Annotated in this window: 25 protein-coding genes; 18 read left to right on the top strand and 7 right to left on the bottom strand. The window is 67.4% G+C overall.

What is annotated here, in order from left to right:
- Window positions 1-121: 121 nt before the first annotated feature.
- Window positions 122-1,222 (bottom strand): glycosyltransferase, encoded by a 1,101-nt coding sequence (locus DEU34_RS02825; RefSeq protein ID WP_121148677.1) that lies wholly within the window; start codon window positions 1,220-1,222, stop codon window positions 122-124.
- Window positions 1,222-1,791: an acetyltransferase gene (locus tag DEU34_RS02820; protein WP_121148675.1), complete on the bottom strand. Its 570-nt coding sequence runs from the start codon at window positions 1,789-1,791 to the stop codon at window positions 1,222-1,224. The genes DEU34_RS02825 and DEU34_RS02820 overlap by 1 nt, the downstream gene beginning before the upstream one ends.
- A gap of 51 nt (window positions 1,792-1,842) precedes the next feature.
- On the opposite strand from DEU34_RS02820, the gene DEU34_RS02815 reads away from it, so the two are divergent.
- Genes DEU34_RS02815 through DEU34_RS02800 form a run of 4 tightly spaced genes read left to right on the top strand, consistent with a single transcriptional unit; the run spans window position 1,843 to window position 5,425 of the window.
- Window positions 1,843-3,126 carry a glycosyltransferase gene (locus DEU34_RS02815; RefSeq protein ID WP_121148673.1) on the top strand — a complete coding sequence of 428 codons (1,284 nt, stop codon included), beginning with the start codon at window positions 1,843-1,845 and terminating at the stop codon, window positions 3,124-3,126.
- A gap of 12 nt (window positions 3,127-3,138) precedes the next feature.
- A complete protein-coding gene (gene gmd, locus DEU34_RS02810) occupies window positions 3,139-4,167 on the top strand; it encodes a GDP-mannose 4,6-dehydratase (RefSeq protein WP_121148671.1) in 1,029 nt (342 codons plus the stop codon).
- Window positions 4,164-5,144, top strand: coding sequence for a GDP-L-fucose synthase (locus tag DEU34_RS02805; RefSeq protein ID WP_121149682.1), 981 nt, complete (start codon window positions 4,164-4,166; stop codon window positions 5,142-5,144). The genes gmd and DEU34_RS02805 overlap by 4 nt, the downstream gene beginning before the upstream one ends.
- The gene (locus DEU34_RS02800) at window positions 5,144-5,425 is read left to right on the top strand and encodes a Dabb family protein (RefSeq protein WP_121148669.1); all 282 of its coding nucleotides are present in this window, start codon (window positions 5,144-5,146) and stop codon (window positions 5,423-5,425) included. The genes DEU34_RS02805 and DEU34_RS02800 overlap by 1 nt, the downstream gene beginning before the upstream one ends.
- Before the next feature lie 32 nt (window positions 5,426-5,457).
- Here DEU34_RS02800 and DEU34_RS02795 read toward each other — a convergent pair whose 3' ends face one another.
- A complete protein-coding gene (locus tag DEU34_RS02795) occupies window positions 5,458-6,900 on the bottom strand; it encodes a YcaO-like family protein (protein ID WP_183042328.1) in 1,443 nt (480 codons plus the stop codon).
- A gap of 48 nt (window positions 6,901-6,948) precedes the next feature.
- Between DEU34_RS02795 and DEU34_RS16165 the strand changes: the two genes are divergently transcribed.
- The 5 genes from DEU34_RS16165 to DEU34_RS02775 all read left to right on the top strand — a co-directional run bounded on the left by DEU34_RS16165 (window position 6,949) and on the right by DEU34_RS02775 (window position 11,299).
- Window positions 6,949-7,212 (top strand): hypothetical protein, encoded by a 264-nt coding sequence (locus DEU34_RS16165; RefSeq protein WP_183042327.1) that lies wholly within the window; start codon window positions 6,949-6,951, stop codon window positions 7,210-7,212.
- Window positions 7,209-7,799, top strand: coding sequence for a polysaccharide deacetylase family protein (locus DEU34_RS02790; RefSeq protein ID WP_121148665.1), 591 nt, complete (start codon window positions 7,209-7,211; stop codon window positions 7,797-7,799). Before DEU34_RS16165 ends, DEU34_RS02790 begins: the two co-directional genes overlap by 4 nt.
- 369 nt (window positions 7,800-8,168) lie before the next feature.
- The gene (locus DEU34_RS02785; RefSeq protein ID WP_121148663.1) at window positions 8,169-9,458 is read left to right on the top strand and encodes a sugar ABC transporter substrate-binding protein; all 1,290 of its coding nucleotides are present in this window, start codon (window positions 8,169-8,171) and stop codon (window positions 9,456-9,458) included.
- Entirely contained in the window at window positions 9,455-10,384 is a 930-nt protein-coding gene (locus tag DEU34_RS02780) for a carbohydrate ABC transporter permease (RefSeq protein WP_121148661.1), read from the top strand. Before DEU34_RS02785 ends, DEU34_RS02780 begins: the two co-directional genes overlap by 4 nt.
- A 9-nt stretch (window positions 10,385-10,393) precedes the next feature.
- The gene (locus DEU34_RS02775; RefSeq protein WP_121148659.1) at window positions 10,394-11,299 is read left to right on the top strand and encodes a carbohydrate ABC transporter permease; all 906 of its coding nucleotides are present in this window, start codon (window positions 10,394-10,396) and stop codon (window positions 11,297-11,299) included.
- Window positions 11,300-11,378: 79 nt separating this feature from the next.
- On the opposite strand, the gene DEU34_RS02770 is transcribed toward DEU34_RS02775, so the two are convergent.
- Window positions 11,379-11,831: a GNAT family N-acetyltransferase gene (locus DEU34_RS02770; protein WP_121148657.1), complete on the bottom strand. Its 453-nt coding sequence runs from the start codon at window positions 11,829-11,831 to the stop codon at window positions 11,379-11,381.
- Complete coding sequence (locus DEU34_RS16160) at window positions 11,831-12,331, bottom strand: DUF4916 domain-containing protein (protein WP_183042326.1); 501 nt, start codon at window positions 12,329-12,331, stop codon at window positions 11,831-11,833. Before DEU34_RS16160 ends, DEU34_RS02770 begins: the two co-directional genes overlap by 1 nt.
- A 208-nt stretch (window positions 12,332-12,539) precedes the next feature.
- Here DEU34_RS16160 and DEU34_RS02760 point away from each other — a divergent pair, with 208 nt between their 5' ends.
- Complete coding sequence (locus DEU34_RS02760; RefSeq protein WP_183042325.1) at window positions 12,540-13,955, top strand: HNH endonuclease signature motif containing protein; 1,416 nt, start codon at window positions 12,540-12,542, stop codon at window positions 13,953-13,955.
- A gap of 231 nt (window positions 13,956-14,186) precedes the next feature.
- On the opposite strand, the gene DEU34_RS02755 is transcribed toward DEU34_RS02760, so the two are convergent.
- Both DEU34_RS02755 and DEU34_RS02750 read right to left on the bottom strand, forming a co-directional pair.
- Window positions 14,187-14,642, bottom strand: coding sequence for a YbhB/YbcL family Raf kinase inhibitor-like protein (locus DEU34_RS02755; RefSeq protein ID WP_121148654.1), 456 nt, complete (start codon window positions 14,640-14,642; stop codon window positions 14,187-14,189).
- 88 nt (window positions 14,643-14,730) lie between these two features.
- A complete protein-coding gene (locus tag DEU34_RS02750; RefSeq protein ID WP_121148652.1) occupies window positions 14,731-15,810 on the bottom strand; it encodes a hypothetical protein in 1,080 nt (359 codons plus the stop codon).
- Window positions 15,811-16,348: 538 nt separating this feature from the next.
- On the opposite strand from DEU34_RS02750, the gene DEU34_RS16155 reads away from it, so the two are divergent.
- The 8 genes from DEU34_RS16155 (at window position 16,349) to DEU34_RS02715 (ending at window position 25,842) form a co-directional block, all read left to right on the top strand.
- Complete coding sequence (locus DEU34_RS16155) at window positions 16,349-16,510, top strand: hypothetical protein (RefSeq protein ID WP_183042324.1); 162 nt, start codon at window positions 16,349-16,351, stop codon at window positions 16,508-16,510.
- Between the two features lie 115 nt (window positions 16,511-16,625).
- Complete coding sequence (locus DEU34_RS02745; RefSeq protein ID WP_121148650.1) at window positions 16,626-17,660, top strand: GDP-mannose--glycolipid 4-beta-D-mannosyltransferase; 1,035 nt, start codon at window positions 16,626-16,628, stop codon at window positions 17,658-17,660.
- Window positions 17,657-18,529, top strand: a complete 873-nt coding sequence (locus DEU34_RS02740; RefSeq protein ID WP_121148648.1) for an alpha/beta hydrolase — start codon at window positions 17,657-17,659, stop codon at window positions 18,527-18,529. The genes DEU34_RS02745 and DEU34_RS02740 overlap by 4 nt, the downstream gene beginning before the upstream one ends.
- A gap of 158 nt (window positions 18,530-18,687) precedes the next feature.
- Window positions 18,688-20,058, top strand: a complete 1,371-nt coding sequence (locus DEU34_RS02735) for a polysaccharide biosynthesis tyrosine autokinase (RefSeq protein ID WP_121148647.1) — start codon at window positions 18,688-18,690, stop codon at window positions 20,056-20,058.
- Between the two features lie 15 nt (window positions 20,059-20,073).
- Complete coding sequence (locus DEU34_RS02730; protein ID WP_121148645.1) at window positions 20,074-22,254, top strand: glycosyltransferase; 2,181 nt, start codon at window positions 20,074-20,076, stop codon at window positions 22,252-22,254.
- 10 nt (window positions 22,255-22,264) lie between these two features.
- Complete coding sequence (locus tag DEU34_RS02725; protein ID WP_121148643.1) at window positions 22,265-23,236, top strand: glycosyltransferase; 972 nt, start codon at window positions 22,265-22,267, stop codon at window positions 23,234-23,236.
- Window positions 23,199-24,710, top strand: a complete 1,512-nt coding sequence (locus tag DEU34_RS02720) for a right-handed parallel beta-helix repeat-containing protein (RefSeq protein WP_183042323.1) — start codon at window positions 23,199-23,201, stop codon at window positions 24,708-24,710. Before DEU34_RS02725 ends, DEU34_RS02720 begins: the two co-directional genes overlap by 38 nt.
- Window positions 24,691-25,842: a glycosyltransferase gene (locus DEU34_RS02715; protein ID WP_121148639.1), complete on the top strand. Its 1,152-nt coding sequence runs from the start codon at window positions 24,691-24,693 to the stop codon at window positions 25,840-25,842. The genes DEU34_RS02720 and DEU34_RS02715 overlap by 20 nt, the downstream gene beginning before the upstream one ends.
- Window positions 25,843-25,867: the final 25 nt, after the last annotated feature.

Below are 25,867 nucleotides of genomic sequence, written 5' to 3'. Positions count from 1 at the left end.
CCCACCGGTGAGCCTGCGAAAACGCGAATCTGTACCCCGTCCATGAGGAGGCGGGATTGAAGCGATTCGAAAAACGGAACGCGGTAGCCTGGGACGTAGGGCTGCAGGATATGCACGTTTTTCATACCTTCACCACGCTTTCATATATCTTCTCCAGCTGAGAGCTCGCATGGTCGATGCCCCACCTTGCTTGAACCAACTCATTGCCTCTATCCCTAGCAGTGGAGATGAGACGCTCGTCGGCAAGTGCGGATCGTATCGCAGCAGTCAGCCCGGCGCGAGTGCCGTCGAATACGCGACCAAGATTGAGCGCCGCTAGCTCACGGCCGAGCGAAGATGTGTGGTCAGCGACCACCGGGGTTCCGTTGCTGACGGCCTCCAGCAGAGTCAGCCCGAAAGGTTCGTTGATCGCAGGCAAGACATATAGGTCCGCTAGAGCCATGGTCCTCGCTACATCCCCCGCATCAACGCTGCCGATACGTTCGACTGTCGCCCCCGCGCTCGCGATCAGCGTGTCTAAAAGAGCGCCCTGACCCTCGTCTGGCCCAGCTACGATGAACCGCATTCGTGCACCCTCTGCAGCTAAGTCGAGAGCTGCTTCAACAAAAAGGGTGGGGCGTTTGCGCTCGTGTAACCTCGCGAGGAAAAGGACCGTCTGAGGCCCATCTGCCGAGCCACGTGATCCGGACCCTGCACGAACGGGGTTGGGCAAGACGAACCCGGAACGAATTTTGTAGCGGGCCTCCAACTCGGCCAGCTCTGCATCGTTGAGCGCCACAACCGCGCTGGCACGCGCCACCGCATTTGCAGTCAACAATTGGTCGACTAAAAGGTGCAGAGAGGACGAGCGAGACGAGAGCATGCCGTGAGGCTGAACCACGAGCGGGATAGGCATTTTTAGTGCGATAGGGAGTGTAGTCAGATCGCGCGCGAGATGAATGTGAGCGACGTCAAATCCACGAGCAATGCGTCTGACGTACGCGGACATGCCGGGAGTGAGGCGGTATGCGTACGATCGACCGACCACCCGTCGAGACCTGAAGAGAGCTGCAGGAATATCACCGATATTCTCGGTCCCTGGCTCGAACCCCTCGCTCCCAGCGACGAGAAGCACCTCGTGCCCCCGGGCGATGAGCCCTTCGGCCTGAGTCGCAGCCACGGAGTTCGGCCCACCATACAGGCGGTCGGGCGACGCGTGCGCGAGGATATGCAATACCTTCATTACGACGCCGAGGAGGGCTGAAACCGGAGCGCTAGTCGTGCGGCGGGATTGCCGCCCCACACCTCACCCGGCGGGATATTGCCCGCAATCAGCGAGAGCGGCCGGACCAACGCGGACCTCCCAATGCGTACGCCGCCCAAAACAACACAGCGGCTCGTCACCCATGCCCCCTCTTCGATAGTGACCGGCCGCGTGACCAATGCCATGTCATGCCGATGCCGATGGCTACCCGTGGTCAAGAATGTCTCCTGGGAGATCACCACGTCGTGCCCGATACTGATGTGGTCCTGATTGTGGAACCAGACCCCCTCGCCGATCCAGGAGCGGTCTCCGATGTGGAGTTTCCACGGGAACTTGACGCGGGTGCGTGGGCGGAACACCACTGCAGAGCCGATCTCGGCGCCGAACGCACGGAGAACTCGGATACGGAGGCTCGAACTGATCTGCCATGGGTTGGTCACGAAGAGCAGCTCGCACACCGCCCACAGGTACACGACCCATGACGGACGATCCCACGCAGCGCGTTCACCGGGGGCTTTCGAAAGATCGATCACCGGAACTTCAGACATTGGGCACCTTCTGAAACGAGACGGAATCGTAGCCGCACTAAGGTCGAGACCATGCCGCGCCTCGCCCCCGCAGTCACCTTACTGGGGATCAACTACCCGCCTGAACCGACGGGCATCTCTCCCTACACGGGCGCGATGGCCCTCGGTCTTGCGCGCAACGAGCGCCGCATCGAAGTCATCACGGCGCACCCTCATTATCCGGAGTGGAAAATCCGCGAAGGTTACGGCCAGTGGTCGCGCAGGGAACATCTCGACGGGGTCGCCGTCACACGGCTGCGCCACTACGTGCCCACCAAGCCCACCGGGGTGCGACGACTCCTCTCAGAGATGAGCTTCGGCCTGCGACTCGTCGGCGCTCGCTGGCGGCGCCCCGACGCCATCGTTTTGATCTCCCCCGCCCTCTTCTCTTCCGCATTCGCCGCACTTCGAGCGCGCATCTTCCACCGGCGCACACCCGTCGTCGTGTGGGTGCAGGATCTCTACACGCTCGGCCTCTCCGAAACCGGCCAGGGATCGGGCCTCACCGGCCGCGTGATCCGCGTGGTGGAGGGATGGCTGCTGCGCCGGGCCGACCGCGTCGTCGTCATCCACGAGAGGTTCGCTCGTCGCGTCTCCCAAGACTTCTCCATCCCCCGCGACCGCATCGAGGTCGTGCGCAACTGGACGCACCTGCCCCCGATGCCGGTTGTAGACCGCGAGGCGGCTCGACGCGCACTCGGGTGGGGCGATGAAACCGTGGTGCTGCACGCGGGAAACATGGGCGTGAAGCAGGGGCTCGAGAACGTGCTCGCGGCCGCTCGCCTCGCCGATAAGAGCGGAGCCCGCATCCGCTTCGTTCTGATGGGCAACGGGGGCGAGAAGGCGCGCCTCTCCAAGGAGGGCACGGGCATCGGGGCACTGCAGTTCCTCCCGCCGCTGCCTGGCGATGAGTTCGCTCAGGCCCTCGTCGCGGCCGACGTGCTGCTGGTGAACGAGAAACCCGGTGTCTCTGAGATGGCCGTGCCGAGCAAGCTCACCTCTTACTTCTCGACTGGTCGCCCCGTTCTCGCGGCCACCGACGAAACGGGCATCACCGCCGAGGAGGTCACAACCGCCGCCGCCGGCGTCGTGGTGCCTGCGGGCGACCCGTCGCAGCTGCTGGAATCAGCGCTCGCGCTCGGTGCCGACGAGGCGCGTTGCACCGAGCTCGGGGCCAACGGACTGACCTACCGAAACACGGTGCTCGACGAAACATTCGCGATCAATCGATTCGCTACGCTTCTCTCGCTGCTCATCGATGGTGATGGCTCACACCAATCCGCAACTCACCAACGTCCTAGCAAAACCTCCATCTGAACGGGGCTTCAGTTGACCAAGCGCGCACTCATCACCGGCATCACGGGGCAAGACGGCTCCTACCTCGCCGAACTCCTGCTGTCGAAGGGTTACGAAGTGCACGGCTTGATCCGCCGCGCATCGACCTTCAACACGCACCGCATCGACCACCTCTACGTCGACCCGCACGACCCGACGGCGAAGCTTTTCCTGCACTACGGCGACCTCAGCGACGGGGCTCGCATGGTCACGCTGATGGCGCAGATCGACCCCGACGAGGTCTACAACCTCGCCGCGCAGTCGCACGTGCGCGTCTCGTTCGACGAGCCTGAGCACACCGCCGACACCACCGGCACCGGAACCATCCGCCTGCTCGAGGCCGTGCGCCTCTCCGGCGTGAAGACGAAGTTCTACCAGGCCTCGACCTCCGAGCTGTTCGGTGCGACTCCCCCGCCGCAGGACGAGAACACGCCCTTCTACCCGCGCTCGCCCTATGGCGTCGCGAAGCTCTACAGCTACTGGATCACCAAGAACTACCGCGAGGCGTACGACATGTTCGCGGTGAACGGCATCCTGTTCAACCACGAGTCGCCCCGTCGCGGCGAGACCTTCGTGACCCGCAAGATCACCCGCGCCGTGGCCCGCATCAAGGCCGGTGTGCAGAAAGACATCTACCTCGGCAACCTCGACTCGATCCGCGACTGGGGCTACGCGGCCGAATACGTCGAGGGCATGTGGCGCATCCTGCAGGCCGACGAGCCCGAAGACTTCGTGCTCGGCACGGGCGTCGGCTACACGATCAAAGACTTCCTCGAGACCTCGTTCGGTCACGTCGGGCTCGACTGGCAGGAGTTCGTGAAGTTCGACGAGCGCTACCTGCGCCCCACCGAGGTCGACGCACTCATCGGCGACCCCTCGAAGGCCGCGGACAAGCTCGGATGGGTTCCCACGATCGACGGGAAGGAACTCGCGAAGCTCATGGTCGACGCCGACGTGGAAGCGCTGGAGAAGGGCTCGGAGTGGATCGACACCGTCAAGCTCGCCTCGTGGGGCACCGCGTGACCGCCGTCGACGGAGTCGACTACTCCCCCGCCGAGCTCGACCGCGACGCGACGTTCTATGTTGCCGGGCACCGCGGACTCGTGGGTTCGGCGATCTGGCGCAAGCTCGAAGCATCCGGGTTCGAGAACCTGGTCGGAAAGCCCTCGGCCGAGCTCGACCTGAAAGACCGCGACGCCGTCTTCGCCTACATGGGCGAGACGAAACCGAAGTACGTCGTGCTCGCGGCGGCGAAGGTGGGCGGGATCCTTGCCAACAGCACCTACCCCGTCGACTTCCTGAGCGACAATATGCGCATCCAGGTAAACGTGCTCGACGCGGCGCTCAAGAACGACGTCGAGCGCGTGCTGTTCCTCGGCTCCTCGTGCATCTACCCGAAGTTCGCCGAGCAGCCGATCCGCGAAGACTCGCTGCTCACCGGGCACCTCGAAGAGACGAACGACGCCTACGCGATCGCGAAGATCGCCGGCATCCTGCAGACCCAGGCCGTGCGTCGCCAGTACGGCCTGCCCTGGATCAGCGCGATGCCGACCAACCTCTACGGGCCGAACGACAACTTCTCGCCCAAGGGTTCGCACGTGCTGCCGGCGCTCATCCGTCGCTACGACGAGGCCACGAAGTCGGGCGCGCCCACGGTGACGAACTGGGGCACCGGCACGCCGCGACGCGAGTTCTTGCACGCCGACGACATGGCCGACGCGTGCCTGCACCTTCTCGAGCACTACGACGGACCCGACCAGGTCAACGTCGGCACGGGCTCCGACGTCACCATCCGCGAGATCGCCGAGACCATCGGCCAGGTCGTCGGCTTCGACGGCGAGACCGAGTGGGACACCACCAAGCCCGACGGCACTCCGCAGAAGCTGCTCGACGTGTCGAAACTGGCTGAGGCGGGCTGGACCTCGAAGATCTCCCTCAGCGAAGGACTCGACCGCACCGTCGCCTGGTACCGCGAGCACGTCGACACCCTGCGCGGATAGTGCAGCGGCACATCGTTCTGTTCCGGGTTCGTGACGACGTCGCGAGCCCGGAGCTGTTCGCGGCCATCGACACCCTGCGCGCGCTCGAACCGGTCGCGGGGGCCGAGCTGTGGCGGGTCGAGCTGTCGACCGACGCGCGCAAGGGTCGCGTCATCGTCGAAGATGCGACCTTCACGACGGATGCTGCGTTCTCCCGCTTCCTCGCCCTGCCCGAACATCGCGCGGCGGGCGAGGTGATGGCCCGCATCTCGGACTGGTGGGTCGGCGACTACACCGAATAGCCGGCGATCGCGCTCAGCGAGCGGCGGCGTTGTCAGACGACCACGGAGTGGCGCGGCGGCTCGCGGTAGAGCGGGTAGAGGTCTCCGACGATCTGCTCTGCGACGTCGTAGGAGTACCACGCGGCCCCGCCCAGCCGCTCCTCGGCCTCGGGAGTGAGCAGAACACGCGCGGTGTGTGTCCCCGTGGGCTGGGCGCCGACGCGCACGAGGTCGAGATCATCGTCCAATGACGCTCGGGCCCCCAGCTCGCCAACTCGTCCGTAGGAGAGGATCTCGACTTCGAGGTTCGTGACGAGAACTTTCGCGACGGTCACTCCCCCGTAGGTCGTCGTCATCGCGAGCACATCGTGCGCGGGGGTGTGCCCGTCGAGCGAGCGGAGGAGGTGGCTCAGGAGGGCGGCCTGATCGGGGAGAGGGGGGAGGTCGTCCACCACGATCTGGTAGTAGGTGACCGAGCGGCCGCTGTGCGGGGCCGTCACTTCGCGCAACTCGTCGCTCGTGAGATGGGCCCACGACTGCATGGCCTCGCGGGCTCGATCCTCGCCCCTGATCGACCGTCCGGCGTCGACGGCGCTCCAGTAGGCGTCCGCACCGAGGCGGCGCGCCTCGTCGGGTGACCCGAAGCAGAACATCTTGCGCGCCCGCGAGTTCGCGAATTCGAGGAGGGCTTTCGTGAGACTGACCTCGGCGGAGGGATGGGCTGCCTCTCCGCAGGCCGACAACTCGATGCCGGCGTCCGGCGCGTCGTCGACACCCATCACGTACGTCGAGCACACGCCGAACTCGGTCGAGGCGTGTTTGAACACCGGTGTCACACCGACCGCCTGCATCCGTTCTGCGAGGTTGCGCACCGACGTGGGCAGAGTCGCGGGGTCGATGATCGGCGACAGTCGATCGAGGGCTCGGAATCGGAGCCCGTTCGTGTGCCGCTGCAGAATCTCGCCCAGGCCGTGGGCGACGGCTCGGTCAGCGTCGAGGCCGGCCCCGAGTCCGTTTGTCACCGGCGGGATGAGCGACGCACCTTCGAGGTCACCCGCATCGCTGACGAGGAAGTCGGCGGGAACGAAGACGACCTCGCCGGTGCGGACTCTGGTCGTGGGGAGCCATGTCAGCTCCGTGTTCTCGGTGTAGGAACTACCCGCGGGCAGTCCCAGCGTCCGGGGGTCGACGACGCGGTCTCCGCCTTCGCGGGTGACGAGATCGTGTCGGGTTGCGCGAACAGCGCCGGGTAGTGCCTCGCGGATCGCCCGACCCATCAAAGATCCCTCGGCCAGTTCACCCAGCCCGCCGATGCGGGCATCATTTAGCGTGAGACCGTAGCCGTTGCCCTGCGCGGCGAACCGGCCGCCGACGATGGTCGAGCAGCTCGTGACCGGCACGCCCAGGCGGTCGAGGCTCGAGACGTCGAATTCGACGATGTCACCAACATCCGTCAGCGCTGCCTCGTAGTGTGTGATGATGTCATCTGCTTTCACACGGGCCAATCTATTGGCGTCCTGTGTCGGCAAATCGGAGGTTGCCAAATGCCCAATGACACCGACTTCGTTCGCATAGTCGAGGAACAGGGCAGGCGTCCCGTCGGCGTTCCGGTGCTTCTCTTCACGGATGCGACCCTCGCCGCGACCGATGAGACCGCCGCCGCAGCCGGCGATCGACACAGCGCACACGTCATCCGCGAGGCAGCGGCGGCCATCGGCGTCGACCTCGCGGATGTCGAGCTGTTCACCACCCAGGCGTACCTCGTTCAGAGCGTCGCCGGGCACCTCGTCGCCGAAAGAGACGCATGACCGCCGACCTGCGCTGGTCCGCACCGAGGCAACACGCGTTGGCGACGCGTCCGGTGATCGCGCTGAATTTCCATGAGGTGCCTCGCGAGTGGCGGTCCACCGCGCGTCAGCGCATCTCAGAGGTCGCGGCGATGGGGCCGGCCGTCGACCTCGACCGGTACGACGAGCCGGTCGAAGGACCCAGCGTTGTCATCGGCTGGTACGACGGGTGGCGTGACACCGCGCTCTTCGGAGCCGATGTCTGCGCTGAGCTCGGGGTGCGGGCCTTCTTCTTCCCCATCACCCGTCCGCAACGTTCCGGGCGCGGCACAGTGACTGCAGCCGACCTCGCCGACATCGCCACGGCCCACGAGGTGGGCTTTCACACCGCGACGCATCGCAGCGCCCCCACCATCACGCGCACGAACCTTCGAGCCGAGGTCGATCGACCCATGGCCGAGATAGAGGAAGCGACCGGTCGACGGCCCCGCGTCGCGGCCTGGCTTCTGGGGTCGCGCTATGACCCGGATCTCGTCGGAAATCAGCGGCTCAAGGAGCTGGGCGTGCAGTTCATGATGTCGAATTGGTCTCTCGAACGCATTCCCTGAGCTAGGGACAGCAGGCGATCCTGCGCCGCGCATCACCGATGGAGCAGTCGACCTCGGCCGCGCGAAATGACTGATCCGCGAATGGTCAAGGCCCACTTTGCGGTGACCGCGCAGACCACAATGAACCCCATGAAGCTCTGCGAAAGAGTCTCCGCGGTCGTCATCGAAGACACCGTGCCGTTCGCAGCGCCTGTCATCTCGGCTCCCGAGGGCGACTGCGCCAGCTCGCTCGGGCGACCCCACGAACCCTGCCCCCCTCCGAAACCTCGACGACGTCCTCGTACCTCGCGGTCCGAAGCTCAGCGTCGAGTTCGAGCCCGACCGGCTGCCCCACAGTCGCGCGCTCACCGACACGAAAGATGAACACTCATGATCAAACGCACCTCCGGCGGTGCCGTCGCAATCGTCGCGACGGCACTGGCACTCACTGGATGCAGCGGCTTCACCGGCGGGGGTAACACGACCTCCGAGGGCACCCTCACCTTCACGACCTGGGCGAGCGAGTCCGAGAAGGCGGCCTTCGAGCAGCTCGTCTCCGACTTCGAAGCAGCGAATGACGGCGTACAAGTCGAACTGAATGTAGTGCCTTACGACCAGATGTTCAGCAACATCGACGCGCAGCTGTCTGCCGGCAATGCCCCCGACCTCTTCCGCGTCGACTACGGAAACCTGGGTGTGTACTCCAGCCAGGATCAGCTGCTCGACGTCAGCCCGTACTTCACAGACGATGAGATATCTGCTTTCACACCCGCCATGTGGGAAGCGGTGTCGTACGACGGCACTCCCTACGGGGTTCCGCACCAGACCGACGTGTCCGCGCTGGTCGTCAATACGGAGATGCTTGCAGCGGCGGGCGTCACCGACCTGCCCACGACCCAGGCGGACGCCTGGACGTGGGATGAGTTCGCCGACGTCGCCGCCAAATTGAAGACCTCTCTCCCCGCCGACGTCTACCCGTTCGTGTACAACTGGCAGCTCGGCGGCACCCCGCGCTGGCTGAGCTGGCTCTTCCAGGCGGATGGTGCGTTGCTCGCCGATGACGGAGTGACGCCGGCCATCGACTCGGCCGCCGGATCGGAAACGGTGGACTTCACCCGCTCCTTCTTCGAGAAGGGGTGGGTTCCTCCGACGAGCTCGGTCAAAGCCACGACGTACGCGGACGCCTTCTTCACGGAAGAATCGGTCGCGATGGCATTCGCCGGGTCATTCGTGGTGCCCGACATCGACAACCTCGCCGGGTTCGAGTGGACCGCGTTGCCGATGCCCGTCAACGAGCGTGGCGCCACCGATCTCGGTGGCAACGCGATGGTGGCCTCGAAGGAGACCGACCAGCCCGACCTGGCCGCGTCGTTCCTGAAGTTCATGGTGGACGCCGAGAACATGACGACGTTCTGCGCGGCGACGAACGAGCTGCCCACGCGAACCGACATCGACCCCGCCTCGATCGATTTCGCCGTACGGCCCGACGTGATGCCTGTCTTCGTCGAGCAGGCGTCCACGATCGAACCGTCCGACGTGGCGCAGTTGACCTCCCCCTACCTCGCGCCCATCGCGGTGTCGATGCAGGATCAACTCGAGGCGGCTTTCGTGAACGGGCAGAGCACGGCGGATACGATCTCCAACCTCACCGCCGCGATTCGCGAAGCAACAGGCTCATGACCGTCGCGTCCGTCCGCGGCCGCTCCGGCGTCGCTCTGCCGGGACGGCTGCGGCGGGCGCGCGTTCGCGAGACGCTGACCGGCTACGGCTTCATCGCGCCGAACATGCTCCTCATGGGGCTGTTCCTGTTCGTCCCCATCGTGTTCGCGGTGCAGCTGTCGTTCACCAGCTCGCAGGGATTCGGCGACCCGGAATGGGTCGGGCTCGCCAACTACAGTCGCATGCTCGGCGATCCGGTGTTCTGGCAGAGCCTCGGCAACACGCTTCTTTTCACCGCCATCACCGTCCCTATCGAGTTGGTGGGCGGCCTCGCCCTCGCGGTGCTCCTCAACTCGGTGTTGCCTGCCAAGGGCCTCTTCCGAACGTTCATCGTGCTACCTCTGGTCATCTCCGGGGTGGCGTCCGGAATGATCGCGGTGACGATGTTCAGCGAGGGGTCAGGTGTCATCAACAAGACCATCCAAGCGCTCGGTCTCTCCCCGGTCGCCTGGCAGTCCGACGGGACGGCGGCCTTCGTCTCGGTGATGATCACCGCGATCTGGCTGCGGATCGGTTTCAACATGGTCATCTACCTGGCCGGCCTGCAGAGCGTCTCCCCCGAGCTGTACGAGGCCGCTCGACTCGACGGCGCGAACCGGTGGCAACTGTTCCGCAGCATCACCGCGCCGCTGGTCGGTCCCTCGACCTTCTTCCTGCTGATCATGAATGTCATCGCATCGTTCCAGGTGTTCGACATCGTCTTCGTCATGACCGGAGGCGGTCCGGGATTCTCCACATCGGTGCTCGGCACCTACGCCTACCGCAACGGGTTCCAGATTCGCGAACAGGGGTACGGAGCCGCTCTGGGCGTCGTGATCCTCCTCATCACCCTGGTCTTCACATACATCCAATGGCGCACGAGTCGCTCGCGCGACACCGTCGAGTAGGAAGCATCCATGACTTCTTCCACCCTGACTCAGATCGCCCCCGTGGCCGAGCCGCCGCGTGCGGGCGCCCCACGGCGGGTCCGCGGTCGTCGCAACGGATCGACGCTCGGTCTGGTCGTGCGCATCGCGCTGGCCATCGTGGCATCGGCACTGGTCTTCTTCCCGCTGTACTGGATGCTGGTCATCGCGTTCTCCCCTCGTGGCGAGGTCTTCCGTCCGGGCGGCGTGCAACTGTGGCCAAGCGCGCTGAGCACGGAGAATTTCACCACGGTGTTCGATCGGTTCCCTGTGGCCGACTGGTTCGTGAACTCTCTCGTCATCGGCGCATTCGTCACGGCGCTCACGGTGACGGTGAACCTTCTCGCCGGGTATGCGTTCGCCCGCATCCGCTTCGCCGGACGCGGCATCCTGTTCATCCTTGCCTTGTCGACCATGATGATCCCGGTGCAGGCGATCATGGTCGCCCAATTCCGGTTGGTGACCGGGTTGCAACTGGCCGGCACCTACTGGTCGGTCATCCTCCCGGGGGCAGCTGCCGCCTTCGGACTCTTCCTCGCGCGCCAATTCTTCCTCGGCATCCCGCAGGAGCTGATCGAGGCTGCCCGCATGGATGGCGCCGGGCACGTCCGCACGTTCGTGGCGATCGTGCTTCCTCTGAGCAAACCACTCGTCGCGGTGCTGACGCTGCTCACCCTGCTCGGCAGCTGGAACGACTTCGCTTGGCCCCTCATCGCACTGAAAGATCCCGCGCTCTTCACCCTCCCCATCGGCCTTCTCTACCTCAAGGGGCAGTCGACACCCGACTACAGCGCCAGCATGGCACTGGCTCTGATCTCGGTACTGCCGATGGTTCTGCTGTTCCTGCTGTTCCAGCGGTACTTCGTGCAGGGGTTCGCCCGCAGCGGCATCCGCTGAGGTCGGCGAGTCCCACCGCCCGGCGGTTCGTCCGCGAACCAGGTCGGCGACGACACCGACGGAACGGCGATGGCGCTGCCTAGCGAGCAGCGGGCTTCATGTCGTAGGTGACCCAGGGCGTGGCCGCTGCCACCCGGTCGTACACGCGGCGTGCCGCGGCGTTATCGGATGCCGTGATCCAGCGCACGACACTCGCGCCCTCCGCTGCGGCGAGCGCGGCCGCCTCCTCCAGCAGGGCCGTCGCGACACCCGAGCCGCGGGCCTCGGGAGCAGTGAAGAGGTCGTCGAGATACAGCCCCATCGTCGCGCTCGACGGTCGCGCGAATCGACGCAGGTGAGCGAGCCCGACGAGCTCGTCGTCGACGGAGGCGACCAGCCCGACCAAACCGTGCTGCGCGGTCGACACCCACTCCCACGTGGTTCTCACCGCTCGCGCATCATCGTCGAGTGCGTAGAACGCGCGGTAGCCCTCGTAGAGCCGCGACCACGCGGCTTCGTCTGTTGCGAGAACGCGCCTGACCTGAACTCCCATCACGCCAGCCTAGGCAGCGCGAGCAATCGTTCGAACAACGCCTCGCACCCCGGCCACAGCGGCTGCGGCAGGTCGTCGACGGCGAACCACCCGAAGTCGAGCGCCTCGTTCTGCGACTGCGGATCGCCGATCGCGGTCACCACGAACGACAACCCGATCGCGTGCTTGCGCGGGTCGTCGCCGTAGCGCAGGTGCGCAGCATCCGTCGGCGGATCGTCGGGAGGAAACCACTGATACACGTATCCCGGCTGCGGATCGGCGGGCAGCTCGAGGTCGACGGCGATCGTGTCGCGCGCGTGCCGGCCGAGCGCCTCGCGAATGCTCTCGCCGCGCCCGATGCGTCCGCCGAGGTGGCACCAGACCCGGCCGTGCGGCGACTCGCGCAGGATGAGTCCGATCTCGCGGCGACCGCCGACCGAGCGTTCGGGAACGAAGTCGACGCACGCCAGCGGCACCGACCGCTCGATCAGCGCGTAGTCGTCGTCGGGCAGGAAGAGCATGGGTCGAGCATCCCAGACCTTGCCCCGGTGGCGGGTTCTTGACCCCCTCGCCCGCAACGGAGGAGATGTGAATTTCGGAGGGCCGTTTGGCGCCTGTACGCCCTCCGTAGTGCACATCTCCTCCGCAGTGAACGCGCTTCGGCGGTTACCCGGTCGGGCGGCCCGGCCGGCCCGGTTCGATGTCGGAGGTATCTGCGACACTGGAGCCATGACCACGAACCCGACCTTCGATGATCGCGACGATGCGGTCATCGACGACGTCGTGAGCACGCTCGTCGAGAACGAGCGCGCGGCCGCCGCTCTCGAGGCCGAGAACGTCATGGGTTTCGCCACCGCGATGCGCGTGGCCCTTTCTCGCTCCGCCCACAAACCCAAGACCGTGCAGGTGCGCGAGATGCAACTGCGGTCGATCGCCGCCGAGATCGGCATCGCGCTGCGGTGGAACGACCGCGTCGTGCAGCGACGCATGAACGACGCGATCGACCTCGTCGACAAGTGGCCCGCCACGCTCGACGCCTTGTCAGAGGGCCGCATCTCGATGCGCCACGCGAGCGTCATCCGCGAAGAGGGTGCGGTGATCGACGATCCGAACGAGCGGCAGGCCTTCGAAGAGGTCGTGCTCGAGCGCGCGTCGACCGACACCGTCGCGCGCACGCGCACCCTCGCCCGCGCGATCGCCGAAGAGCTGCACCCCGAGTCGATCACCGTCCGCCACGCGCGCGCCGAGAACGAGCGCCGCGTCTGGGTCAACGACGTCGGCGACGGCATCGGCGAGCTCGTCGTACGCCACTCCATCACTCTCGTGCGCGCCATGCGCGACCGCCTCACCCGGCAGGCTCACGCCGTGCGCTCGGTTGCCGCAGCCACGAGCACCGACACCGAGGCGGATGCTGCGGCCTCCGCCGAACGCGACGGTGACGCCGCATCCGACTCCGGTGACGCATCCGACTCCGACCTTCACGACGCCGACGCGGCATCCGACACCGATGACGCTTCCGACACCGTCGTTCACGACACGCGAACGCTCGATCAGATGCGCGCCGATCTCGCGTGCGACCTCATGCTGACCGGGCAACCGGCCATCGATCCGACCGCCGACGTGGTGCCCGGCGGGCTCGGAGCCATCCGTGCGCAGGTGCAGGTCGTGGTTCCCGCTCTCACGGCCGCCGGAGTCTCCGACCGCGGAGCGAAGATCGACGGAGTCAGTCCGGTCGACGCCGAAACTGCCCGCTGTCTCATGGCCGCCGCACCCGGATGGGATCGCATTCTCACCCACCCCGTTACCGGCGCCGTGCTCGCCGTCGACCGCTACCAACGCAACCGGGCGATGGAGAGGTTTCTCGCCGCACGCGACGTCCATTGCCGCTTCCCCGGGTGCCGAATGCCGGCCCGCTACTGCGATACCGACCACAATGACGACTGGGCGCTCGGCGGAGCCACCGATGTGACCAATCTCGCCTGCCTGTGCAAGCGACATCACACGCTCAAGACCGAAACCACGTGGACGGCCCGGCAGCTCCCCGACGGGTCGATCAAGTGGACCTCACCCCTCGGTCACACCACCATCGACAAGCCCGAGCGCTACGTCGCCTTCGTGCCCGACGGTGACCCGCCACCCTTCTAGGCAGACATCACCCTCATCCGCGCGCACGCTGGCGGAATTTCCCCTGGGCGCGCACGATCCACGGCGTCCCTGCCGCCAGTGCCCATGCGCGCACCGGAGGAGATGCGCACACCGGAGGAGCCCCCGCCCCCATCCGCCCTCCGAACCGCACATTCCCTCCGAACCGCACGCCCCACGCGGCGCCCCGCACCCGCAGGGGAACGGCGGCCGACGGATGCGGCGCAGCGAAGGTCAGCGCGAGAACAGGCCGACGGTGCGCGCCTGCTCGATGATGGCGTCGGCGTACTGGTCGAGGAACTCCTCGCGCGACGGCGTACCTTCGACCGGACGCGAGAGCGCGAACACCCAGAAGTAGTAGTGGTGCTCGCCGTGGCCGGCGGGCGGCTGCGGCCCGTAGTACGAGGTGACCCCCGCGGTGTTCGGCCCCTGACGGATGCCGTCGGCGTCGATGTCGAGCTCGGTGGCATCGGCCGCGACACCGTAGACCACCCAGTGCGTGAATCCCTGGGGCAACGGAGCATCCGGATCATGCACGATCACCGCAAGCTCTACGGTTCCCTCCGGAACGCCGTCGAAGGTCACGCGCGGCACGCGGTTGCCGCCGTCGGCCGAGAACTCCTCGGGGATTCGCGTGAGCGTGTCGAAATCGGGGCTGTGCACGGCCAGCTTGTCGATGGGCAGAGACATGGTCGACTCCTCTCGGGGGGTGGATCGCCTCACCCTACGACCGGCCGACGAACGACGTCGGGGGCTTGCGCCTCCCGGCAACCCGGGCTCAGCGCGACGCCGTCGTCCGAGATCGCACCGCAGCGCGCACTCCCCGTGCGCGGGTGAGTGCGAGGCCCTGCAGCATCCGCGGCACGCGCCACGGACCCGCGACCCAGCCCACGACCCCCGCCACCAGCGCCCCCACGATCGCGAGCACCGCCGCCTCGCGGAGGGGCGTGAACGCGGCACCGAGAAGGGCGTCGACCACCCCCGCGGGAACGTTCGACGAGACGATCCCGTCTGCGACCACGGCACCGACGACGGCCAGCGCCACTACGAGCACCGTCATCGTCGCGGCCACCGCGATCCCCGCCCACATCAGCGCGACCCACCGGCGCCGGGCGACCGCGACACCCGCGGCGATCAGTAGCAGCACGATCCACGGCAACCATGCCCCCGCGACCACGACGACGTCATTCCCGCGCTGGATCGCCGGGAGCGCATCCGACTGCGCCACGACGATCACCCGGTCGGTCGCGGGGATCCGGTCGGCGAACGAGAACCCGTCCGACACCAGCATCTGCGTCGCCGCGTCGACGATCGGTGCGAGCTGGATGCCGATCGAGCCGTCGTCTGCCAGATCCACCAGCGCGTCGGGGTCGCCCTCGAGGGCTGCGGTGAGCTGCACGTGCGTGATCCGCAACGCGTTCGTCCAGACCGTCTCGAACCCCTCGGATGCGACGAGGTCACCCACCTTCGACCGCACGAGCGATTCGAGTCCCTCGGCGACCGATCCCTTCACCGCCTCCAGCGCCTGCGCAGCCACGGGCCCGGTGCCGAGGCCGATGATGCCGTCGATGGCATCGGAGGTGAGCTGCGCGATGTCGACCTGCTCTGAGATGACGCGAACGGTCTCGTCGGTGACGAACGCGCGCACCGCGGGATCGCGCGCCAGCGGCGCGTAGGTCTCGACGAACCGGTCGGTGTCGGTGAGGGTCGTGTTCGCCCACGCCGCGGCTGCGGCCACCGGCGCGAGAAGCGCCCCGACCACGATGAGCACCGTCGCGACGACCGTCCACGCGCGCCCTCGCACGCGACGTCCGCCGGGCGGAGGCACCTCGGCGCCCCCACCGGTCGTGCGCGCCATCTCTCCCCCGTCGTCACAGCGACCCCCACGTTCGCTGCCCACAGGGTAGTGCCGCGCACGACCGGCCGCGAGGAACGCTCGCCGCCGACGCCGTCGTCAGAACGAGTCGGCGGCCTCGTGCTCCGCGGAGCAGTAAGGATGAGCGCCTCGCCAAACCGCACGGTGGGGGCGAAGCGGGGTGCCGCATTCTTCGCAGGTCACCGTTGTTCGTCCATAGACCATGCGGTTGATCGCATCCCGGAGGCTCGGGCGGGGGCTCGCGTGCGCTCGACGGACGGTCACGCTGACCAGCCGCGGAAAGGCAATCGTCGCCATGTCATCTCCCTAGAGGCCCGCTCCGATCAGGGGTGCCTCCGTCACGGAGCGGGCTGTCGGCGAGCATACATCCGTGTCCCCCATTCGGGGGACAAATCGCGTAAAGTCTGGACGTGGGATTGAAAGTCCACAACACTTCGCCCGACATGAGAGGTATCTCACCCGCCGCGACCGCGTGGAGGGCTAACTTGATCCACAACGGTCGATTCACTGGGGAGTCACCATGGTCGTTCATCTTCTTCTGCTGCTGTCGCTCTACGTCGTCATCGCCGGCGGGGTGGCGCTCGTCTTCGGGCGCGCCGCAGCATCCGCCGACCGTCGACAAGAGACGGAGAACCTCGAGCGCGAAGAGCGGCTTCGCGCCGAGCGGCCCGCCGTCACCTGACGGGCGACATCAGGCGAAAGGCGACGTCACGCGGCGAGCGCGCACGGATTTCGCGCGCGTTAATATGCGGTGACCGATGACGCGGGCGCCACCATCGGCGGCTAACCTCCGAGTTATGGTGCACACCCCCTCACTCGGTCCCGCTCGCCGAGTGCGCGTGCTGCACTCCCTCGCCCCGCCCGACGGCAAGACGAGATACGTCGACCAGATGACCGTCGGCGCTCCCGACGACGTCTCCGTCGCCTATTTCTCGTGGAAGGCGGCGCTGCGCGGTCGCTACGACGTGCTGCACATCCACTGGCCCGAGCTGCTCATCCGTGGCAAGACCAGGCGCATCCGCTTCGCCAAACGGCAGGCGATGCGCGCGACCCTCGCGCTCGCCCGAGCGCGCCGCATCCCCGTTGTCCGCACGGTGCACAACGTGACACCGCACGAAGCCGGATCCGCCGCCGAACGCCGTGTGCTGGCCCTCGTCGACCGCGCCACGGCGGTATCGATCCTGCTGAACCCCACCACCGAGGGCGCTCCGTCGGCGGCGACCGCCACCATCCTCCACGGCCACTACCGCGATCGCTTCGCCGCCCACCCGCGCACGCCGCGCGAGCCCGGCCTGGTGCTGTATTTCGGCATCATTCGCCCCTACAAGAACGTCGAAGCACTCATCGACGTGTACGCAGCGAGACCCCGCCCGGGATCGCGGCTGCGCATCGTCGGCTCCCCCAGTCCCGAGCTCCGCGAGTCCATCCAACGCCGAGCGCATGCTGCGCCCGGCGTGTCGGCGACGCTCGCCTTCGTCGACGACGCCGAACTGGTGCGCGAGGTGAGTGCTGCGAGCCTCGTCGTGCTGCCATACGCCGAGATGCACAACTCGGGAGCCGCGCTCGTCGCCCTCTCGCTCGACCGCCCGATCCTCGTTCCGCGCAGCCCCTCGAACTCCGCGCTCGCCGCAGAGGTAGGACCGGGCTGGGTCATCGAATACGACGGGCCCCTCACCGACGAGGTACTGTCAGCCGCAGTGGATGTTTCTGCCACCCTCGCTCCCGACCAGCGCCCCCGTCTCGAAGGGCGCGACTGGAACGAGGTAGGCCGTCGCCACCGCGACGTCTATATCGCCGCGATCGCGGCCGCCGGGGGAAGGGCACACCGATGAGCATTCGGGTCACTGGGGGCGCCCTGCGCCTGATCGCCGCGACGGTCGCCGTCGCGTCTCTTGCGGTGCTCGCCGGGTGCGGGGGCGGTCGCACCGACATCCCCGATCCGACGTCCAAGGTGGAGAAAAACATCACCTACCGCGAAGTCGACGATCAGCCGCTCGCGCTCGATGCGTGTATCCCGCTCGATACCGACGCGCCGGTCCCGGCGGTCGTGCTCGTGCACGGCGGTGCGTTCCAAGAGGGCGATCGCAAGACGATGTCGGGAATCTGCGGTGACCTCGCCGACGCGGGCTACGCCGCCTTCTCGGTCGACTACCGTCTCGTGCCGGCGATCTACCCCGCCCAGCAGGACGACGTGGCCGCCGCCGTCGAGTGGCTGCGGCAGCCGGAGCAGAAGGAACGATTCGGCCTCAGCGACTCCGTGTCGCTGCTGGGCAGCTCGGCCGGCGCCATCATCGTCATGACGACCGCAGCGACGCTCGCCGGAGCGGGTGCGCCGGTCGACGCCGTCGTCGGGCTCTCGACGGCCGCGGTGCTGACAGAGGCCGCCCGCGACCTCGGCTCCCCTCCGCCGGAGCTGGAGCAGGTCGTCCAGGGGTACCTCGGGTGCGAGAAGCTCATCGACTGTCCGAGCGCGGTAGCGGCCTCGCCCGTCACCGTCGCCGCGTCGCTGCCGCCGACCATGCTGATCCACGGATCCGACGAACTCATCCCGTTGGCGCAGGCGCAGACACTCGTCGACGCATTGAACGCCGCCGGGGTGCGCAACGAACTCGTCGTCGTCGACGGCGACAATCACGGCCTCAGCCTGCTCAACAGCAAGACGCGGCCGTCCATCTTCGACTTCCTCGCGAGCGTGCAGTGAGCTCGTGTCGCCTTCCGCGCCGCACTCGCAACATCGCGGCAACATGCGCGAGGTAGATTCAAGAAGTCTTGCGGGCCCGGGGGGAACCGCAGACGTGGTCCGTCTGACCGATCCCCCCGACGGTTCGGCCCCAGCGTCACAGACGAACGGAACACGCAATGACTAGCACCACGGTCCTTCGAGCTCTTCGCAAATGGTGGTGGGTCGTCGTGGTCCTCACGCTGGTCGGGGGTACGGCGGGGGCCCTGTCGACAGCCGTCATCGCACCGACGTACAAAGCGACCGGCTCACTCGTCGTGACCTACAACGCTCCGGTGGGCGCCAGCTCCTCCGACCTGGTGCAGGCCAACACCTTCGCCGTGCAGAAGGCTGTCGCGTACCAGCAGATCGCCCTCTCCGAGCGGGTGCTCTCGGTCGTCATCGCCGATCTCGGCCTCAGCGACACGCCTGAGGAGCTCGCCCTCGACCTCGAGGTCGAAGCCACGTTGAACACGCCGATCCTGCAGCTCTCGGGCAAAGCCGGCACGGCCGGCGACGCCGCGGTGCTCGCGCAGGCCTACATCACCGCGTTCACCGAGGTCATCGCCGAGGTCGAGACACCCTCGACCGGCGGCGCTTCGCCCGTTCGCATCGAGACCCTCCAGGAGCCGATCGCCCCGCCGAAGCCCGAGACCCCCGATCTGCTCGTCAACGTCGCCATCGGCCTCGGTGCGGGTCTCGCGGTCGGCCTCATCTGGCTCGCGGTCGCCGCGGCGACCGACCGCCGCATCCACACCCGTGACGAGATCACCGAGACGGCGGCACTGTCGAAGCGACGCATCCTCGGCGGAGTACCTGCGGCGCACGGCGCGGCCGGCGTGGCACTCATCTCCCAGCCGCTCGGTCGAGAGGCAGAGGCCTACCGCACGATCGCCGCCACCCTGGGCCACACGCCCGATGCGCGCCTGGGCGTCGTGGCGATCGCGGCCGCAACGCCCCGTGACAACACCTCCGCCCTCACCGCCAACATCGCTCTGGCCATGAACGAGTTCGGTGTCCGTGTGGCTGTCATCGATGCGAACCTCCGCTCGGGCCGCCTCTCCGCACTGCTCGGCCTGACAGGACCCGGCCTGGCGGAGGTGCTCCGCGGAGACGCCGAGCTCACCCCGTCGCTGCACCAGACCGAGGGCATCACCGTGCTGGCTGCGGGCAAGAGCGTCGACAGCCCTGCCGAGCTGCTCTCGGGGACTGAGCTCGGCAACGTGGTGAAAGAGCTCCGAGCGTCGCACGACATGGTCTTCATCGATGCTCCGCCCGCGCTCCCGCTCAGCGACACGATCTTCGCCGCATCCGTCGCCCAGTCGACGGTCTTGGCGGTATCGGCGGGCCGCGTCACGACCGGCCAGCTCGACTCGGCGGCGCAGGCCCTCGAGGCCGTCGGCGTCGAGGTCATCGGCGTGGTGATGATGAACGCCCCCGTGCGAGGCAGCGACGCCGACCCGTCGACGTCGCTCTATCGCGAGTTGCAACCGGCTCGCAAGACCGACTGACCGGAGAGCTCAGCCGTGCGCATCGCGATCCTCACGACCAAGCTCAGTGGTGGCGGTGCGGAGTTCGTCGCACGCGTCTGGGCGGAGTGGCTTGCCTCCCACGGGCACGACACTCGCATCATCACGACCTCGCCGACGGATGAGACCCGGCTGCCCGGGGGCGCTCGGGTGCGCCCGCTCGGCGCGACGGGCCATGCCCGATTGGTTCGAGCTCTGCGGCGCGAGCTCGTTCGCGAGCCGGCCGACGCTCTCGTCGCGGTGCAGAGCTATCCGAACCTCCTCGCGCTGGCCGCGACCGTGGGGTTGGCGAATCGGCCGGCCGTGCTGATCAGCGAGCGCAACATCACCTCGCGCGAGGGCGAACCCCCGACGCGCGGAGAGCGACTGAAGCTCGTGGCCGCTCAACGCTTCTATCGGCGAGCCGATGTCGTGGTGGCCATCTCCCACCCCGTCGCCGCCGAGTTGATCGGGGCGTACGGCGTGCTGCGCTCGCGGCTGGTCATCGTGCCGAACCCGGCGGGGCAACGCTCAGAGGTGAGGGCACGTCACCGCCAGCCTCCCGCGCCCTTCGACCCCGACGCACCGCTCAACCTGGTTCTACCCATGCGCCTCGTGCCTCAGAAGCGGGCTCCGCTGGCCGTGGCGGCGGCCGCGATCCTGCGGGCGCAGGGCGTGGACGCGCGGTTGGTGTGCTTCGGTCAGGGCCCGGGACTCGGGGAGCTCGAGCACGCTGCACGCGCGGCCGAGGTGCCGCTGTCCATTCCGGGGTGGACGTCGGACTGGGTCGCCGACACCCCGGCCAACGCGATCGCCGTGCTGCCGTCCTACCGCGAGGGTTTCGGCAACGTGCTGGTCGAAGCCGCGTTGGGCGGCATACCGAGCGTCGCGGTCTCGAACTCCTACGGGGTTGCCGACGCCCTCGTTCCCACGGTCTCGGGCGAGCTGGCTCTCGCGGGCACCCCAGAAGATCTGGCCGCCGCCATCCTGCGCGCGCGCTCGGCATCCATCGATCGTGTCGACGAGTGGGCTCGGCGCTTCTCGAGCGACAACAGCGGGGCGCTCCTGTTGCGCGCGATCGAGAAGGCCACGCGACGCACGTCGCCCGATCGCACCGGCCCGCGCCCCCGGCCGCCCGTCATGGTGTCGGCGGTCGGCCAGTTCGACAACGTCGGCGATACGGTCCTGCGCCGCGGTTTCCTCGACCACCTCCGTACCCTCGGATCGCTGCGCGTGTACGTCGGCGACAAGTCGGACGACTACATCAGCGGCCTCGGCCTGCAGCCGGGCGACATCGCCGTCCGCAATGGCGCCGAGTGGCGCCGGGCGGTCTCACGCCAGCTCCTCGCCGGGCGCGGCATCTACGCGTTCGACACCGGTGAGACCGAAGCACAGGCGCCGTTCGCGCGCCGGTATCTCAAGCTCGCCCCGCTCCTCGCGGTCAACCGGCTTCGCGGCGGCTACGCCGTGCAGCTGGGAACGGGCGTGCGCGAGTCGACTCCGTGGCGCCGCCCGATCGCTGCGGTGCTGCGACTGTGCACGATGGTCACCTGGCGCGACGACATGAGCCGGCGCATCATGGGCATCGGCTCGGTCACCCCCGACTGGGCGTTCGCGCTGGGATCCGACGACCAGCTCCTGTCGGACGACACCCGACCCCGCCCCTTCCTGGCCATCGCGGTGCGCCAGGGCCTCAGCCATGCCGCGCGCGACAAGCCAACGGAGGAGTGGATCGCGACGGTTCGCCGGCTGGCGGACGGTCTCGGTCTCGAGCCGGTCGTGCTCGCGCAGATCGAACGCGACGGCCCCCTCGCCGACGAGCTGGCGGAGCGACTCGGGTGCGCGGCGATCACCTGGGCCGACGACAATCACGCGCGCCAGGAAGAGCGGCTGCGCGCCGTCTACCGCGACAGCGCGATCATCCTCAGCGACCGCCTGCACGCGGCTGTCATCGGAGCCACCGAGGGCGCCGTGCCGGTCGCTCTCACCACCGGCCCGCTCGACAAGGTCACGCGCACTCTCGAGGGGGCGAACATCGTCGGCACCAGTGTGCCCCGCGCCCTCCCGTCCTACGACGAGGCCCTGTCGGTGATGACGGATGCGCTGCGTCGCCGCTCGGAGATCATGCGCTCCGTCGCACACGCTCGGACCGTCCTGAACGACCTCACCGCCGCTCTGCGCTCGCGCACCCACGGATAGGAAGCCGGCCATGACCAGTCCTCTCGTGTCCGTCATCATCCCCGCCTACCGCGCTGCCGAGCATCTGCCGGCGGCGGTGGAGCGGCTCGATCGCCAGACGGTCGAGGCCCCCTTCGAGATCATCGTCGTCGACGACGGTTCCGACGACGGCACCGCCCAGGTCGCCGAGCAACTGGCCGCGACCTACCCCCGGGTCCGTTTCTTCGCCCTCCCTGAGAACGGGGGTGTCGCGAGAGCGCGCCAGCGCGGAGTCGCGGAGGCGCGGGGCGAGTTCCTGTGGTTCGTCGACGCCGACGACACGTGGCCGGACGACGCCCTGCGCACACTCGTCGCGCTCGCGCAGCGCAACGATGCCGACGTCGTGGTCGCCGACGCGGAATTCGTGTACAGAGACGGTTCGCGTCGACGACTCTCCGCTCCTGTCTCGGCTCCCACCTCGGGTCGAGAAGGATTCCGCATGCTCCTTCGAGGAGAAATCACCGGACACCTCTGGAACAAGCTGTTTCGCCGCGACGTCATGGCAAAGGCGTCCTTCGCCCCCGCACGCGTGCAATCAGACCTCGTCATGGTCGCCGATGCGCTCACTCACGCACGCCGCGTAACATATTCGTCACCACTTGTTTACCAGTATTTACTGAGGGACGACTCGATCATAAATTCGGTATCCAAACGATCCGATAGCCTCGCTATTATCGACGCAGCAGTCAGCCGAGACGCTGCAGGTCTCGGTCTGAAGGCATCGAACGATTACCGCTATTTCCGCGCTCGGTACATCCATCTGTCGGGTTTGAAGGATGCTCTGTTCGCGGGCTATTCCCCCGCCGAGCGGGCGATTCTGATCACGGAGCGACGACGCGCCCTCACCATGCAAAACATGTGGGCGGTCGCTCGACGACGCGACCTGAGGCGCTTCGCGCTATGCATCACGGCGAAAACATCTGTGCGTGCTCACCGCGCACTGCTCGCCCTCGCCGAGAGGTAGCCGCAAGGTAGGCGAGCGCCTTTCTGTTCGCCGATCTCAGGGGCTGATGATGTTCGACCGACCCATCCGCAGGCTTAGCGCCTTCCTTCTCGCATTCCTCTTCGCCGTCACAGGTGTGCTGATCTCATCCCCGGTGACGCCCGCGCAAGCGGCGACGACCGTGTCCCCCGCAGGGACGTATGAAGACAGCTCGCCGAATATCGTCTACACCGGCACCTGGTCGAAGCTCACGTCGTCCGGGTCCAGTGGCGGCAGCATCCGTCACACGAGCTCGACGACCGCGTCCGCCACTCTGACGTTCACGGGTGCGTCGATCACCTGGTACACGTGGAACTCCCCCACCGCGGGAATCGTGAATGTCATCGTGGACGGTAAGACCGTCGCGACGGTCGACAACTACGCCCCTTCGAGCGTGACCGGCGTCGTCGGCTATCAAGCCGACGTCGGCCCCGGTACGCACACGATCAAGATCGTCGGGTCGGGACAGAAGAACGCCAAATCCAGTTCGCGCATCACGCACATGGATTCCTTCGTCGTCGGCGAGGTGCGCTCCGTGCCCAGCCTCGACACCCCGGGGCGAATCGCGGAATGCCCGGACGCGACGACGACGGTCTCCACCCCCGCCGAACTCACCGCCGCGCTCGGTAGCGCCCAGCCCGGCTCGGTCATCCGACTCAATGACGGGGTCTACACCGGCGAATTCACGCTGCAGGTATTCGGGACCGCTGACCAGCCGGTCTGGCTCTGCGGCGGCCGAGGGGCGGTCCTTCAGACCGGTTCGGTGAATACCGGCCTGGCGTTGCGGGTGCATTTCTCGACCTTCGTGCATGTCGCCGGATTCAGCGTGAACACGTCGCTGCAAGGGGTGATGGTGAAGAACAGCCGCGACGTGACCGTCAGCGACCTCGCGGTATCCAACATCGGGTACGAAGGCATTCACCTCTATTCGCAGACGACCGACAGCGCCGTGCAATACAACGTCATCAGCCGCACGGGAGTGCGTGACGTCGCGTACGGCGAGGGCGTATACATCGGCACGTCACAGCGCCGGTGGTCGGAGGTGACGGCAGGTCAGCCCGATAAGTCCGACCGCAACAAGATCATCATGAACACGATCTCCGACACGGGCGCGGAGCACATCGAGGCCAAAGAAGGCACCACCGGAGGAATCATCGGGGGCAATACCCTGACCGGATCCCTCCCCGGGTCCCGCTCGCTGGGGTGGGTGCTGGTGACCGGAAACGACTGGACGGTCGCCTACAACGACGGCTCCGACGCGGTCGAGCATGCATATTCGTCGATGGTGTGGTCGAATTGGGGGTACGACAACGAATTCTTCGCTAACACGGGGACGGCCAACTCCTCCGGGTACGGCGTCTGGGTTCACGACAAGAACCGCCGGGTGAAGGTTGCGTGCGACAACGACATCACCTCATCCGGAAGCGGGCTCACGAATGTCTTCTGCTCTCCATGACGAACATCGAGCCCTCACCGAACACCGCGAGAACGACGGGCGCCGCATCGCGGTCATCGTCACTCGGCTGACGGGCGGCGACGCCGAACACATCGGCGTCGACCGCCTGCGATGGCTGGCCGACGCGGGGTACGACGTCACCGTCGTCCCCGTGTCGGCCGACCCGGCGGACCCCTCCGCCGACCTGCCGGACGCGGTGACGGTGAGGTACCCCGATGCCGACGCCGGGCGGAACGGGAAGGTCCGCAGCATCCGACGCCTGCTGTCGGAGACGCCGTTCGACGTCGTTCTCGCTCTGCAGACGGAGCCCAACCTGCTCGCGGTGGAAGCCGTTGCCGCATTGGCGCCGAGGCCGATCCTCGTGCTGACCGAGCTCGAACTCCTCACCTCCGGCCTCGCCCGACCCGGTATCACCGCGATGCGGCGCATCCGCCGCGCTCGGCGCGCCTACGCGGACGCTGACCTGGTGATCGGCTCGTCCCACCCGATCAGCGCCGAAATGAGCGCCGCCTTCGGCGTGCCGGCGAGCCGAAGCCTGGTCGTGCATGATCCCGTGCTCCCGGCCGCGGCGCAGCGGGTCGCGCGCTCGGCAGATCCCTCGGCCGCTATCGAACTGGTCATCGCCAGCCCACTCGTCGCATCGACCCGGCCCCACCTCGCGATCCTCGCGGCGCAGGAGCTGAACTCCCGGGGTGTGCCCACGAACGTCGTGGCCCAGGCCGGCGGGCCACTCGCTCGCGAGGTGGCGGCTCTCGCGAAGCGCTCCGATGTGACGTTCACCGTCTCACCGCACGGCGAAGAGTGGGCCGCCCGGCTCGCCCCGAACGCGGTGGTGCTCCTTCCGCACCGCGCGGTCGGACTCGGCCGCGTTCTGATCGACGCCGCGGCGCACGGCGTCCCCTCGGTGGGCATCTCGACAGCCCTGGGGGTCGCCGACGCCCTCATCCCGGGCATCACCGGAGAACTCGCCTTCGATGACTCCCCGTCCGCGATCGCTGACGCCGTGCACGCGGCTGCCCGCCTGGAGGTGACGGGAATCGAAGACTGGCTCGACCGGTTCTCCTCCGCCGCAAGCGGTGCGGTACTTGGACGAGCTCTCGACTACGCGGCCGCGCAGCGCGTGGCCGCCTGAGGTGCGGGTCCGCCGCAGGTACGCG

The organism is Microbacterium sp. AG1240, from assembly GCF_003635115.1.
GTDB lineage: Bacteria > Actinomycetota > Actinomycetes > Actinomycetales > Microbacteriaceae > Microbacterium.
Note: the sequence above shows the minus strand (reverse complement) of the source record. Positions and strands in the feature narration are given on the sequence as shown.